Raw genomic sequence first — 15,169 nt, 5'->3', positions numbered from 1 at the left:
CAACTAATAAATGCCTTTCTGCTTCAAAATGGATAATGTAATTTCAGCTGCTTTACTTCCATTAGAGTCATCTTCATTCTGTATATTTGTTGCAAAAAAGTATGTGTCCTGCCCTGACTCAACATATCCAATGAACCATCCATTGATGTTTTTTCCATTTACAGTGCCTGTACCTGTTTTCCCTGAAAGGAGGGCTCCCTCTTTTCTCTCTAGTTTAATGGAATCCTTCACTGTTTGGATATTCTTTTCTTTAAATCCAAATTGATTTGCATAAAATTTTTTAAGCAGCTGAACTTGTTCCACTGGAGAAATTTTAAGGGAAGATTCCAGCCAATATTCGTCTATTCCACCAGTTAGATCACGATTCCCGTACTTGATTCGGTCTAAAAAGGTTTGAATCGTACCGGGCTGCACCTGCTGGTCTAATGACTGAAAATACCATGTAACGGAATTTCTTATTGCAGAAGTTAAATCCTGATCCGCATTCCAGGAATCAATAGGATACTGAAGTCCGTTCCATTTGGCCGACGAGTTTTCAACCGTTATGGTGCCTGATTCTAAACCAAGCAGAGCACTATAAATCTTATAAGTGGAATTTGGTGAAACCCTTAATGTGCTTTTATTCCGATTATGAATAAGATATTGGTCTGCTTCTTTATCATACAACACAAAGCTTCCATCAAACCCTGCAAAATAATTGCCTAAATCCTCATAAATAATGTAATCATCCTTAAAATTATAGCTGCTATTTTCATGAGCCATTACAGAGATAAATGGAGCTTGGCCTGCAATAAATATCCCCGCAAAAAGGAGTACTGCCGCACTTTTCCATCTCAGCAGTTTTGATTCCGGTTTAAAACAGGCAATTTTTTCGATTCTCGTTTTGATCTGTTTCTTTGACCCGTTTAAATGGTTTGCCAAATCGACAGTCACTGCCCTTGAGGCTTTATGGGCAAAATGAATAATGCTGTTTCCATACTCCATATAAGCCTTCTCATCCAAAGAATTTAAAACCTTAGCATCACAGGCGATTTCGCGATCCAGCCTCATTCTCCTAAAAGCAAGCCAAACTAGAGGATTAAACCAATATAAAACTTGAAGAATCACCATAAAATAATTGACTGCAAAATCTTTATTTTTATAGTGGCTCAGTTCATGTAAAAAGATAAATTCTATATCCTTTTCAGAAAGCCACTCGCCAAAATGGCGGGGAAGCACCACATAAGTCTTTAAAAGGCCAAACGTCATTGGGGTTTTAACGAGAGATGACTCTCCGACAATAATACATCCAGTAATCTTCAGTTTGTGTTTGCAGTCCTCGAATAATGATAAAAGCCCGTTATTTCTCAGGCTGTTTGTGTGTTTCTTTATTTTACTGATCTTAAGCATTGCGAGTAGCGTAAATACAGTTAAAATAGCCACTCCGGAAATCCAAATAAAGAATAAAGCATTATTTAATAATGTTAAATCATAGCGTTCTACCGAGACGGTTATGTCCTCCATCCAATTATTTTGCCTTAATGGAACCTCTGCAGATGGCGCAGTTTGGGGTTGAAGGCTGCTATTGCTATTCCAAAAGGATAATGAATCCGCAAATGGCATGAATTGTAATGGAATAAGAGGCAGTGGCAGAGCAAGCAATACTAGAAACCAAAGATTATAGTGAGCTTGGGCTGTTAAATGTTTCTTTAAAAGTCTTTTTAACAGAAGAATGACTCCGATTGTAAAAGAAGACACCAGCAGACATTCCAAAAAAACAGATAAGAACTGTGAGCTTGTTATCATCCTCAGACCTTCCTTCTAAAATTTTACATCTAGTTTTAATTCCCTGGATAAAATGAAAACCAATCCTGCTAGCATTCTATTTTTACTTTATCAAATCATGTGATCTTGTGAAACACCATAATATCATGGTTTTCTAAAGGTTGACAAAATAAGATTACAAATGTAGTATTGTATTACGATTGTAGTCTATATATGTTGTTTAAAAGTAAAAATCTTAAAATTATTATGGAGAGAGGTAATAAACATGAGGAAACAATATCATTCTATTTTTAGTAAGAATAGGTTAAAAGCAGTCCGGCTGGTCAGTTTGGTTCTGCTTCTTGCCCTGACTGGCTGTGCAAATGGCAATTATCAATCAGATGCCAGTGCGGCAGAAAACTCCAAAAAAGCTTCTGTAAATACAAACCAAAAATTTAAACAGCTGGAGAAGGAGTATGACGCACGGCTTGGCGTGTATGCATATGACACAGGAACGAAAAAGACAATTACTTACAGGTCTGATGAAAGGTTTGCTTACGCATCTACATTCAAGCCGATAGCAGCTGCAATATTGCTGGAGAAAAAATCACTGGAGGAAATGGATGAAATCATTACATACACAAGTGATGACCTGGTTACATATTCTCCGGTTACAGAAAAGCATGTAAAGACTGGCATGACTTTAAGGGAACTCTGTGAAGCAGCAATCCGCTATAGTGACAATACAGCAGGCAACTTAATTTTAGAGGAATTAGGAGGGCCTGAAGGATTCGAAGCAGCTTTAAAGGAAATGGGAGATACTGTCACAAAGCCTGAGCGCTTCGAGACGGATCTGAATGAGGCAGAGCCAGGGGACATCCGGGATACAAGTACACCTGAAGCACTTGCAGCAAGCCTTCAGAAAGTTTTAATTGGCGATTTTCTGACTGAAGAAAAGCGGAACATTTTAACCGATTGGATGAGGGGTAACGTTACTGGGGATCCATTAATCCGTGCTGGTGTGCCAAGCGGCTGGGAGGTAGCTGATAAGAGCGGTGCAGCAGGCTTCGGAACACGTAATGACATTGCGATTGTGTGGCCGCCGAACAGAGAGCCGATTATCATGACGATCCTGTCCAGCCGGGATTCAAAAGATGCCGAATATGATAACGCTCTGATTGCAGAGGCAGCGGAGATGACAATAAAGGCTTTGGATTAAAACATTTACCAGCTGGGAAGATTCCCCCCCCCGCCGAAAAATATGATAGGGTATTTTTATTCAGTTTCAAATAGCCGTTTTGTAAAAAAACATAAGAATAAAGGCTGGTTTTTGTTAACATGATCTTTATTTAGCCATAAAAATAATCACACACCCCTTAAACATTCCTTTTCTAGAATATGGTTGAATACATATTTTAGATAGGAGATGGAGAGCATGAACAAAAAATTAATAATCGGTGCAGGGTTGGCTTTTTCACTGCTATTCAGCCCAATCAGCCAGGCGTTCGCAGCAGGACCGGCAACAGGGGAAAGGAAACAAGTGGATAATATAGCGCACCGCGGTGCCACAGGGTATGCACCGGAGAATACGGTAGCCGGCTTTGATCTGGCCGTTAATATGAAAGCCGATTATATCGAAATTGATGTTCAAAGAAGCAAAGATGGTGAATTAGTGGTAATCCACGATACAACTGTGGATCGTACAACAGATGGAACAGGAAAAGTGGGGGATTTAACGTTTGACTATTTAAGAAGTCTTGATGCCGGCAGCTGGAAAGGGGAACAATTTGCGGGGGAACCGATCCCGACATTTGAAGAGATTCTGGATCGCTACCATGGTAAGGTTGGAATATTAATAGAATTGAAGGCTCCAGAGCTTTATCCCGGCATTGAAGAACAAGTGGCAGATGCATTAAAAGAACGAAATCTTGATAAGCCGCAAAATGAAAAAATCATTATCCAGTCTTTTAACTTCGACTCTATGAAAACAATGGATCAGCTTCTTCCTAAAGTCCCCATTGGTGTATTGACCTCTAACCGTGCCGATACTACAGCGGAAGCTTTACAGGAATTTTCAGCTTACGCAGATTGGTTCAATCCAAGCTATGGAATTGTCACCGAAGAATTAGTAAATCAGGTTCACTCTCTTGGCATGCAAATTGGGTCATGGACAGTGCGCAGCCAGGAAACCGCCGACTTCCTGTTCGAAATGGAAGTTGACGCCATCATTACTGATTATCCGGATTATGTTGATCCTAGAAACTAATATCAGGAAAAGGAGCAGCTGCCGCTCCTTTTTTTATCTGGAATTTATTTGCTGAATAAGGAGAGGGATTATTTGTATTTCTATGGAATATAAACGTTATCCTTTTTCAGAGGTGAAGATAATGAACATAAGAAAAGCCGTTTTAGATGATTCAAAGGGTATTGCGAAAGTACATGTTGATAGCTGGAGATCAACCTATAGAAATATTATTCCTGATGCATTTTTGGAGAAGCTATCCTATGACAGGCGTATGGAATTATGGAATGAGAATATTATAAAAGAGGGAAATTATGTGTTTGTCGCAGAAAATAGCGATGGTGAAATCATCGGATTTGCTGATTGCGGCAAGAGAGATAGTAATCATATTCCCGAGTCTGGTGATTTAACTGCGATTTATCTCCTAGAGGAATATCAGGGTAAGGGAGTTGGCAAGAGGCTCTTAAGGAAGGTTTTTCTGCAATTTGAAGAACTTGGCTTCAATAGGATTTTTGTGGAGGTATTAGAAGACAATAAAACCCGCTATTTCTATGAGTATTATGGTGCAGAATTAAATAAAGCAAAAAAGATTACTATTGCAGGTGCTGAATTGAATCTTCTTATATATGAATGGAATAACATTAGGGATGTATTAATTAAATAGTAATCCAGGAAACCCGTCATATTGACGGGTTTTTATTTACTCTCTTGTTCTATTAGATTTTTAAAATAATAATATTATTTTACCAAACTAAATAAAAAAACAAGCGTCATACAAAATTGGAATGACATCGCTTACAAAAAATTTTCAATAATTTAAATTGACTGAAAAGTATAATTGTATTATTATTCTAACAATATATATATTATTCGCAACACGAATGAATAGGTATTCATCTTAGAGAAGGGGATGGGAATTATGTCACAGTTATTAGCTTTGGTTATTCTATTACTTATTTTATTTATTGGAGATCTGGTTGCGGTTCGCACAAAGGCGTGGGTGCCATCCATTTTCGTCTGTGCCGTACTGTTCCTTGCAGGTTATTGGACATTCTTTCCTCAGGATATCGTAGCATTGGCAGGGGTTCCGCCGGTTGTGGCTACGATGATGATGTACTTATTGATTACCAATATGGGAACATTGCTATCGATTCAGGAATTGAAAAATCAGTGGAAGACGATTGTGATTGCTTTATCAGGGATTTTGGGAATTATCGCAGTGTTATTAGGAATCGGAACATTTATTTTTGGTTTTAAGACAGTAGTTGTAGCCATCCCTCCTTTAGTTGGCGGTGTGGTATCTGCCCTGATCATGTCGGAAGGAGCGAAAGAGGCGGGCCTTGCTTCTTTATCGGTCTTTGCGATCGTGATTTATGTTATGCAGGGATTTGCGGGATATCCGCTTACTTCCGTTGTCCTGAAAAAAGAAGGAAAGCGGCTTTTACAGCAGTACCGAAGCGGAAAGCTTGCTTTTAAGGCACAGGGCATGGCAGCTGAAGAAACGGCAGCAGCAGCAGAGGCAGCTCCAAAACCTGAGCTTAAGCTTTTTAAAAATATGCCGGAGAAATATAATACAGATTTCTTCAAATTTTTAAGATTGGCTGTTGTATCCTACCTTGCTTATCTGACATCGACACTGCTTGCTCCAGTTGCCAGTGTCAGTCCATTTGTCCTTTGCCTATTGTTCGGGGTTATTGCTACAAGTATTGGCTTCCTTGAAAAGCAGGTACTGCAGAAAGCAAACGGCTTTGGCTTTGCGATCATGGCCCTGATGCTCTTTATTTTTGACGGGTTAAAGCAGGCTACACCAGGGATGATGCTTGAGATTATTTATCCTCTTGCAGGAAGCATTATTCTAGGCGTAATGGGAATGTATATCTTCTCATTCATCGCAGGGAAAATTTTAAAGGTGAGCAAGGAAATGGCCTTCGCTGTTTCGCTGACAGCACTATATGGTTTCCCGGCTGACTATATTATTACGAACGAAGTAATTAAATCTTTAACGGAAGATGAAAAAGAGAGGGAAATGCTGACGAGCAATATGCTGCCGCCTATGCTTGTCGGGGGATTCATCACCGTTACCATTGTGTCGGTGGTATTGGCCGGAATTTTTGTCGGACTATTATAAGAAAAGGATTGGATCGAAATGAGTGAAGTTCAAACTGGGAAAAATGTGAATCTGGAAAAAGTACAGGCGCGGATCGAAAATCATATTGACACCTTAAGCACTTTTACAGCGACTCCAGGCAGAGGAACAACCAGGCTGACGTATAGCCAGGAGGATCTGCTTGCACGGCAGTATATTAAGGCGGAAATGGAGAAAGCGGGCTTGACTGTCCGGGAAGATGGATTGGGCAATATCTTTGGTAAGCTTGAGGGGTCCCTAAAAGATGCACCAAGTGTTCTGATCGGCTCTCACTTTGATTCAGTCCCGAATGGGGGATCCTATGATGGACCTGCAGGAGTTGTAGCAGGTCTTGAAGTGGCTGCACTTTTCACTGAGATTGGATTAACGCCAAAATATCCGTTGGAGGTTATAGCCCTTATCGAAGAGGAAGGCTCCAGATTCGGCGGCGGCTTAATGGGGTCACGCGGAATGGCCGGTTTGCTGAGTGAGGAAGACTTCAAATCTTTGAAGGATAAAGGTGGCATTACGACCGTTGAAGCCATGGAGAAAATCGGGCTAGATCCTTCTCTTCCGAAAGCAAGAAGCCAGGAGTCAGTAAAGGCTTATCTGGAATTGCACATTGAACAGGGCCCTATATTAGAAGAAAAGAATATCCCAATCGGGGTAGTCGAAGCGATTGTCGGCTTAACGCAATTGGAAGTAACCGTAAAAGGGCAGGCCGGTCACGCAGGGACCACTCCAATGGACAGGCGGTCTGACGCGCTGGTTGCGGCTGCCGGGATGATAACTCAATTTCCCGGGCTGGCTGCGGCTGAAGGAGAAGGGACCGTAGTGACAACCGGGCAATTGAAGGTATATCCAAACGGAGCCAATGTGATTCCGGATCAAACGGTCTTTTCAGTAGATATTCGCTCCGGCAAGGAGGAACATGTCCAGAATGTCGTTCAAAAAGTGAAAGAATTAGCAGATTCCTATTGTGATAGCGGAGTAAAAATAACTGTCGAACAGCTTTTATATATTCAGCCAAAAGAGATGAATAAAGAGATTGTCACCCTGTTAAAGGAGAAAAGCAGTGAACTTGGTTTCACTTCATGCCCCATGAATAGCGGCGCCGGGCACGATGCAATGGTTTTCGCTGATTACACAAGTACTGGGATGCTGTTTATTCCAAGTAAAAACGGTTTGAGCCATTGTCCGGAAGAATGGTCTGATTCCCGGCATATTGCCGAAGCTGTCCAAATCCTGTTTGAGGCAGCAATAGAGCTAACGGAGGCGGAATAAGCAATGATTCATAACGGTCTAAAAGAATTGATTGGGGCATATAGTGATGAATTAACGGAATTGCGCAGAAAATTGCATCGTGAACCAGAGGTGTCATGGGAGGAATACAAAACCACGCAATTTATATGTGAGTATCTTAATGGTCTGGACATCCCCTTTAAAAGAACGGAACCAACTGGTGTCATTGCTGAAATAGCAGGCGTGAAGCCTGGAAAGACGGTAGCTTTAAGGGGAGACATGGATGCGCTGCAGGTGGAGGAATTGAATAAGAATCTTCCTTATGCATCTCTGGAAAATGGCAAAATGCATGCATGCGGGCATGATGCCCATACCGCCATGCTGCTGATTGCCGCCAAGGCATTAAATGAGATAAAAGAAGAATTGCCGGGAACTGTCCGGCTTTTGTTCCAGCCAGCTGAAGAGGTAGCGGAAGGGGCAAAGATGATGGTGGAACAGGGAGCGATGGAAGGCGTGGACAATGTCTTTGGCATCCACATCTGGTCGCAAATGCCGACACATAAAGTCTCCTGTACACCCGGGCCATCCTTCGCATCAGCTGATATATTCAAGGTGACATTCAAAGGGAAAGGCGGGCATGGGGCGATGCCGCATGATTGCATTGATGCCGCTATAGTGGCATCTTCCTTTGTCATGAATGTGCAGAGTGTTGTGTCCAGAACCATTGATGCCCAGCATCCTTCCGTCCTCACCATCGGAAAAATGGTGGTCGGCACAAGGTTCAACATCATCGCTGAAAATGCCGTTATTGAGGGAACAGTCCGCTGTTTCAATCCTGAAACAAGGGACTATATAGAAAAGCAGCTTCAGCACTATGCTGAAAACACGGCAGCTATCTACGGTGCAAAAGCTGAGGTGGAGTACGTCCGGGGGTCGCAAGCGGTAATCAATGATGAATACAGTACACAATTAGTACAAAAAGTTGCATCTGAAGCTTTTGGAGAAAATGTTCTATTTAATGAAAAGCCCACAATGGGGGCTGAAGATTTCAGTTTCTTCCTGGACAAAGCACCTGGCAGCTTCGCCCTCATTGGCAGCGGCAATCCTGAAAAAGACACAGAGTGGGCTCACCACCATGGCAAATTCAATATTGACGAAGACGCCTTATCGACAGGTGCAGAGCTATATGCACAATATGCCTGGGCATACTTGAACGAATAAGAGTAAAGCTGATCTTAAAGAAAAATCCGTTCCTCGTATTTGGAGGAGCGGATTTATTTTTGATAAGTTTCAGAACTTTTTATAAATTTTAAAAGCCACGGCAGGAAAAAGGCATAAGCAATGAAGTGTACAGGGGTTGACCACCAAGTATTCCAGCGTTTCATTAATCCTACCTTAACGGTGAGCCACTCCAGGATGAGAGATAAGATGACAAATAAAATAACCCAGAACCATTTGCTTTCGTTTTTGTAAAAGTTCAAATAGATGACTGATAAACAAGAGGGGATGATACCAAAAAGTAAAAGCTCAGGCAGTCCTTCTTTTTGCGGGTCACCGATGTCAAAAAGATCTAATGGAACAGCTATTGTGATATCAACCATCCATACGATATAACCGATTAGACCAAAGATTATGTATATTTCCTTCCAGCATATTCTTTTCTTTGACATGAAAATCACAATCGAAATTAGAACCAAACCAAGAATGGCAGGATACCACCAGCCTTGAGTTAAAGCGAAATCTGGCTGCTCCATCTTATTCCCCTCCATTGTCTTAGAATTGGTTAGAATAATCGTCTTTATTCAATAGTAAAGGAGGGATCTGAAAAAATAATGGAAACTCAAAAATCCGCTTTCAATGCCAGGCGGTTTTACTTTCACGCAGCTGGTTAAACAGGAAAATATAAAAAAAGGAAGCAGTTAATAAACTCTGCTCCCCATCGATATAAAAATTGACTGTGACCAAGTGGTGGGAATAAGTGTTAGTCGATGGAACTCTAATATTTGTGCAGGTAATTCGGCGGAATGGAATTTAGGGGCAGTGGTCTTAAGAGTACTTTAATGTCAGTGGGCATTTCAAAATCGTGCTGTGCTTGTTTTAAATAATGGTACATGGCTTTTCCGCCTGCTGAATTGGCAGAGTGTACAGTTATGCGATCTGCAAATAGCTGTTTTTGAACCATAATATGAACAAGCATCAGACCATTTCTCGATTTGCTTACTAAATCATGGTCTAAAGACAAGTGGTCAATTTCAAAGGTCTGAAGCAAATGGATGCACTCATCAATGGTCTCAACTAATACATGACCTTCAGGCGCTTTCCGATAATCATCCAGGAATACGCTTATTTTCTCCAATTTTCATCCCCCTTTCGAAGGGGTGACTAAGAAAAGTCAAGTTGACCCTAAGGATTTAGTTCAACTTTAATTGTAACATACATATGTAAGCAAAGGTACCTTAAAGGGGATAATTGGAAGTGGGTGCACCCATTATGTTTACAGGCTATAAAAAAGGTGATGTACAAGGAAAGCCCAAAAGGAATAAAATCCTTCTGAGCTTGAAAGGTCTATCTGCCGGCGTTTATTTCATTATTGAATCGTTCGATTACTTCCGGTATGCTCATCACACCGATATTTCCCTCTTTACGTTTTCTCAGCGAAAGGGATTGCTGCTCCATTTCCTTATCACCAATCACCAGCATGCAGGGAACTTTCTGTTTTTCGGCTTCTCTGATCTTGAGTCCCATTTTCTCTGTTCTGAAGTCGACTTCAGAACGGATACCAGCTGATTCAAATTGTGATTTTACATAGTCTGCATATTCTGCATGGGCATCTGAAATGGGAATGATTTTTGCTTGAACAGGTGACAGCCACAGTGGGAAATCGCCAGCAAAATGTTCAATTAGAATGGCCATGAATCGCTCAACTGAACCAAAGATGGCCCTATGAATCATAATGGGAAGGTGAAGTTTGTTATCTTCGGCAACATAAGCACAATTAAACTTTTGCGGCATTTGAAAATCCAGCTGGACAGTACCGCATTGCCAGCTTCTTCCGAGTGAATCCAATATATGAAAGTCAATTTTCGGCCCGTAAAACGCCCCATCACCAGGATTAATCTGATAGTTAACCCCTTTGTTTTTTAAAACAGTTTCTAAAGCCCCTTCAGCACGTTCCCACATTTCCTTTGATCCCATGTATTCCTCCGGGCGTGTTGAAAGTTCAACTTTATAGTCAAAACCAAAGTGGGAGTAGAACTCGTCAATTAGGACAAGTATTTTATCAATCTCTGCTTCAATTTGATCAGCCCTCACAAATAAATGGGCGTCATCTTGAGTGAACGACCGGACTCTTAACAGTCCATTTAAAGAACCTGAGAGTTCGTGTCTGTGGACTAATCCGAGCTCCGCATAGCGGAGAGGCAATTCTCTGTAGCTTCTCCGTTTGCTATTGAAAACCAATATCGTACCGGGGCAGTTCATGGGCTTTATCGCATAATTTTGTTCATCCACATTTGAGAAATACATATTTTCATGATAATGATCCCAATGGCCGGATTGTTCCCAAAGTTCCTGTTTCATCATAATCGGTGTCTTAATTTCCTGATAGCCTGCAAGCTGGTGCTTTCGTCTCCAGTAACCTTCAAGTTCATTTCGCATCACCATTCCATTTGGCAGGAAAAAAGGCATTCCTGGGGCTTCCTCCATGGATGTGAAAAGCTCCAGTTCTTGACCTAACTTTCTATGATTTATTTTTTCTGCTTCCATTTTCAATTCCTCCTGATTTTTAGTTATAAAAAAAGACCACACTCCTCCCAAACATAGGGACGAGTGTGGTCGTGGTGCCACCCTAATTCCATAAAGCAATCGAAAAGCTGCTTTATGCTCAAAAAGATAACGGATTCCCCGATTATGGATACTCTGAAATGATCATTTCCCCATAATAGCTCCAAGGCGGTAAATCACTCCCTTTTCTTCAAGGCTTTCAGCCGGTGGCCCTGATCTCTGGAAAGAAGATAAAGAATGATTCATGTCCTTTTCAACGCTTAAACTTATAGTTTTAATTAAAATAAAAAGCCGCACTCATCCCAGCAAAAGGGACGAGTGCGGCCGTGGTTCCACCCTAATTCCATAAAGCTATTGAAAGACTGCTTTATGCTCATAAAGATAACGGGTTCCCCGATTATGGATACTCTGAAATAGATCATTTCCCCATAATAGCTCAAAGGTGGTAAATCATTCCCTTTTCTTCAGGGCTTACAGCCAAATGGCCCTGATCTCTGGAAAGAAAACAAAGAAAGATTCGTATCCTTATCATAGCTCATATTAATATTTTTACTGATTTTATTACACATTTTGGAAAAGGTCAAGAGGGTTAATAAAACTTTTAGACTCTAATGAAACAACCCCGATTCCTTTGATTTTTTAATCAGCGCTTTTGTTTTTCTGCTTAATGGCTCTTTCAGGAAGGTTCCAATTAATAGTGCAATGAAACCGAATAGCGTCAGGACCAGAAGGTCTCTGTAAACTCTTTCCCAAACAATGCCTCCAACAGCTTCTCTCATTAAATCAATGGCATAAGAGAAGGGCAGGAAGGGGTGGATGGTTTGGAAAAATTCAGGAAGCAAGGCGGTCGGATAGGTTCCGCCAGCACCCGCAATCTGAAGCACCAGCAAGACAATCGCCATGGCTTTTCCTACATCGCCAAATACAGATACTAATGTATAAACAATTAATATAAACACTAAACTGCTTATCAGTCCAAACAGGATAAACCATACTGGTTCAGCTGCATCCACTCCGAGAATTAAGATATTCCCTATTGTCACTACGAGGGTCTGTGCAAATCCAATGCTTAGGAAGGTCAGCAGTTTGCCGAGATAGATTTGTTTTCCCGTAAATTCTTCAGGCTGATGAACATCTGTAGCCAAAAGGGAAATTAATAGAAGGGCACCTACCCATATCGCAAGTACGGTATAAAAGGGAGTCATTCCTGTTCCGTAATTTTGGATTGGGAATAGGCTGTTTTTATTGAGCTGAACAGGTTCCTCGAAGAAACCCTTCTCTGCTTCGGGATCATTTTGCAGCAGCTCAATGATCTCGTTGATGTCTGTCTGGCCCTGGATGTCCCGAATCCGATCGGCTAATTGATTAATCTTTTCGCTTACATATGGAAACTCTCCGATAATGTGCTTAAGCGTTTTTTCTCCTTCACCTAAGTTCCCCTCTGTATTCGCAAGGATTTTTTCGATCTCAGGCATGGCGGATTGTATTTCAGTCAGGATATTCCGGGCATTACTCAATGTTTCCTTGGCGCTGGCCACTTCCTGTTTGATGGCTGGCCGGATGTTTTCATTATATTCTTTAACAAATGTGTCGATCCTGCCTGCAGTTGCAGCTGAATTTTCCTGAAGCCGGGTGATTAAATCATTCGCTTCCTGCTGCTTGTCTGAAAGAAAGGCATTGACCTTTTGTCCGTTTTCCTGGATAGTCTGCAGTTCCTGTTTTAATAAGGCTATTTGTTCCAGAGCCTGATTGATTTGTTCCTGATTTTGGCTTGTGCCTTGTTCTTTATTGGATTCCTGCAGCTGCTTTAGCGCTGTTTCGATAGTCTCGATATTCTGAAGCGAACCCGCTATCTGCTCATTGATTTCATTGCCTATTTCCTTTCCCTGGTCCAGGTTCAAATCAGAGGATTGAACCGAGGAGATAAAATCGTTCACCTTTACCGCCATATTCTGGACCTTCTCCAGATTCTCCTGAATCTGGGGCTCCATTGCATTCAGGCGATTCTCAGCCTCATTTATAAATTTCATCGTTTCCTTAATGGTCTGCAGACCGTTTCCTGTTGCGCGTTTGGCATCAGGAACGAGTGCTTGTGCCTTATCAATCATTTTTTGGGCATTTTCTGCATCTGACAGGGAGCTGCTTAATAAGGAATGGATTTCAGGAAGCTTTTCCTCCATTTGAAAAACATACTCTTCGAACCGCTTTATATCCGGAAGGTCTTTTTCAATCTCCAGACCCAATTCATTAAACTTCTCAAAAATAGTGCCGTTAACGGTTGAGATGAAATTGCTTGTAACCGTATCGACTATCCCGCCTGCACCTTTTTCTGTGATTTTAGGTGCAATGGCATTGACTTTTTCATTCACATAATACTCGATTTTCGCTTTTTCGGGCTGGTCTTCAATGACGGTTCCCAGCTTCTGGGAGAAATTATCCGGAATCACAATGACAGCAAAATAGTCGCCGTATTCCACCTTATCCATCGCGTCTTTACGGTTATCAAAGTGCCAGTCCATATCATCGTTCTTCTTTAATTCCTTGACGATGTCATCTCCAATATGTATTTCCTTATCACGAACCACTGCTCCGGCATCTTCATTCACGATTCCTACTGGAAGCTGATCCGTTTGACTATAGGGATCCCATGAAGCCTCGATGTTAAACCAGGCATATAAAGAAGGCAGTAACGTCAAGCCTCCGATTAATACTGCCGCAACCCAATTAGTAAAAATACTTCTAATATCCATTTTGTAAATTTTCCACATGCTGTTCAGTCCAATCTGCTTGTCTTCCTATAGATTTTGTGAATAATCCATTAAATATATTCAGGACCGCTGTTAACAACAATTTTATACCTTTAAAAAAACCGGGTAAAAACAGAAGGGGGAGGGAAATTCAATTAGGGGCTAAAGGAGCAGGCTCATTCGGACAAGAGGAGAAGAAACCTGAGCGAACGAGTCCGGACTTGGCGCTCCTTCAGACAGGGGGGAGCTGCGAGCGAACAAGTCCGATTTTTGGTGCTCATTCAGAAAGTTAAATGATCCAGCTTCCCTGCTTAAGAACTCATTACTTTTATAAAATCTTCAATAAATCCCTGATAATTAAAATCCAGAAAAATATTTTTATTCTTTTCAGAAGGCTTGGAACTGACTCTGAAATCAGCAATGGAAGTACCTCTTCCTTCATCCGCTGTTAGTATTTTCACATCTCTTCTAATAGAACGTCCCATTTCCGGGTTGACCATGAGGAAGAGAGTTACAACATCATGTAATGGAGCACCGTTAATTCCAGGAATAAGTTTTTTATAGGCTTCTATATAATATTCCATCACTTCATCCATAATTTGAATCACTGGATTGTCAGTCATTTCCTGAATCATTTTAATATGCTCCATTGTGATGATAGCTTTGTTCGTGACGTTAAGCGGAACTACATAGATGTTATCTAAATTTGCCAATACTAGCTGAGAAGAGATAGGGTCACCATAAAAATTGGCTTCTGCTGAGGGTGTTACATTACCAGGAACCAGAAAAGCCCCACCCATTATAAAAAATTCTTTAATGTTGTCTGAAATATTTTCCCCTAATATAAATAGTGCAGCTAATGAGGTATTTCTCCCCACATCTACTATAGTTACGTCCTGGTTCTCCCTTATAATGGTGTAGAGCTCCGAGAAATTGGTCAGTTCCCCTTTTGCATCCTCTGGAGGCCGTATAGGGCCCAATCCCTCCTCTCCATGAATTTCAGGATAGAACCTGGGAATTTCCCCTGATGAAGGGCTATTAGCTCCTCCGATAATAGGGATATCCGGTCTGCCGGCCAGTTTGAGCAAATAGGCGATGTTATCTGTTGCCTGTTCTTTTGTAACGTTCCCATAACTCGATACGATAGCTAGCACATTTATGCTTGGATTAAGAAGGGCATATATGATGGCAATGGAATCATCAATCCCTGGGTCAGCAAACAAAATGATGTTTTTCATTTTCTATTCCCCCAATACTAAATATCCATTTCTATAACATATCAAATAG

Annotated in this window: 12 protein-coding genes and 2 other annotated features; of the genes, 6 read left to right on the top strand and 6 right to left on the bottom strand. The window is 41.3% G+C overall.

Annotated features, from left to right (window positions below; genetic code table 11):
- Positions 1–3 precede the first annotated feature (3 nt).
- On the bottom strand, positions 4–1,785 hold the full coding sequence (locus JI665_RS24135) for a BlaR1 family beta-lactam sensor/signal transducer (RefSeq protein WP_206845038.1): 1,782 nt from the start codon (positions 1,783–1,785) through the stop codon (positions 4–6).
- Positions 1,786–2,029: 244 nt separating this feature from the next.
- On the opposite strand from JI665_RS24135, the gene bla reads away from it, so the two are divergent.
- The 6 genes from bla (at position 2,030) to JI665_RS24105 (ending at position 8,573) form a co-directional block, all read left to right on the top strand.
- Positions 2,030–2,962, top strand: coding sequence for a class A beta-lactamase (bla, locus tag JI665_RS24130; protein WP_206845035.1), 933 nt, complete (start codon positions 2,030–2,032; stop codon positions 2,960–2,962).
- A 216-nt stretch (positions 2,963–3,178) separates the two neighbouring features.
- The gene (locus JI665_RS24125) at positions 3,179–4,009 is read left to right on the top strand and encodes a glycerophosphodiester phosphodiesterase (RefSeq protein WP_206845032.1); all 831 of its coding nucleotides are present in this window, start codon (positions 3,179–3,181) and stop codon (positions 4,007–4,009) included.
- 121 nt (positions 4,010–4,130) lie between these two features.
- On the top strand, positions 4,131–4,649 hold the full coding sequence (locus tag JI665_RS24120) for a GNAT family N-acetyltransferase (protein ID WP_206845029.1): 519 nt from the start codon (positions 4,131–4,133) through the stop codon (positions 4,647–4,649).
- 255 nt (positions 4,650–4,904) lie between these two features.
- The gene (locus JI665_RS24115; protein WP_206845027.1) at positions 4,905–6,113 is read left to right on the top strand and encodes a hypothetical protein; all 1,209 of its coding nucleotides are present in this window, start codon (positions 4,905–4,907) and stop codon (positions 6,111–6,113) included.
- 18 nt (positions 6,114–6,131) lie between these two features.
- A complete protein-coding gene (locus JI665_RS24110) occupies positions 6,132–7,394 on the top strand; it encodes a Zn-dependent hydrolase (protein ID WP_206845025.1) in 1,263 nt (420 codons plus the stop codon).
- 6 nt (positions 7,395–7,400) lie between these two features.
- Positions 7,401–8,573 carry a M20 family metallopeptidase gene (locus tag JI665_RS24105; RefSeq protein WP_414635283.1) on the top strand — a complete coding sequence of 391 codons (1,173 nt, stop codon included), beginning with the start codon at positions 7,401–7,403 and terminating at the stop codon, positions 8,571–8,573.
- A gap of 53 nt (positions 8,574–8,626) precedes the next feature.
- On the opposite strand, the gene JI665_RS24100 is transcribed toward JI665_RS24105, so the two are convergent.
- The 5 genes from JI665_RS24100 to JI665_RS24080 all read right to left on the bottom strand — a co-directional run bounded on the left by JI665_RS24100 (position 8,627) and on the right by JI665_RS24080 (position 15,120).
- On the bottom strand, positions 8,627–9,106 hold the full coding sequence (locus JI665_RS24100) for a hypothetical protein (protein WP_206845023.1): 480 nt from the start codon (positions 9,104–9,106) through the stop codon (positions 8,627–8,629).
- 242 nt (positions 9,107–9,348) lie between these two features.
- Positions 9,349–9,708 (bottom strand): cyclic-phosphate processing receiver domain-containing protein, encoded by a 360-nt coding sequence (locus tag JI665_RS24095; RefSeq protein ID WP_206845022.1) that lies wholly within the window; start codon positions 9,706–9,708, stop codon positions 9,349–9,351.
- Between the two features lie 209 nt (positions 9,709–9,917).
- Positions 9,918–11,117 (bottom strand): threonine--tRNA ligase, encoded by a 1,200-nt coding sequence (gene thrS / locus JI665_RS24090; RefSeq protein ID WP_206845021.1) that lies wholly within the window; start codon positions 11,115–11,117, stop codon positions 9,918–9,920.
- 52 nt (positions 11,118–11,169) lie between these two features.
- Positions 11,170–11,401, bottom strand: a binding site (T-box leader).
- A 41-nt stretch (positions 11,402–11,442) separates the two neighbouring features.
- Positions 11,443–11,676 (bottom strand) — a binding site (T-box leader).
- Positions 11,677–11,743: 67 nt separating this feature from the next.
- Entirely contained in the window at positions 11,744–13,903 is a 2,160-nt protein-coding gene (locus JI665_RS24085) for a YhgE/Pip domain-containing protein (RefSeq protein ID WP_206845019.1), read from the bottom strand.
- Positions 13,904–14,193: 290 nt separating this feature from the next.
- A complete protein-coding gene (locus JI665_RS24080; RefSeq protein WP_206845017.1) occupies positions 14,194–15,120 on the bottom strand; it encodes a nucleoside hydrolase in 927 nt (308 codons plus the stop codon).
- Positions 15,121–15,169: the final 49 nt, after the last annotated feature.

It is taken from the genome of Bacillus sp. NTK034 (genome assembly GCF_017303275.1).
In the GTDB taxonomy this organism is placed as follows: Bacteria; Bacillota; Bacilli; order Bacillales; family Cytobacillaceae; genus Cytobacillus.
This window is presented reverse-complemented; position numbering and strand designations above follow the sequence as displayed.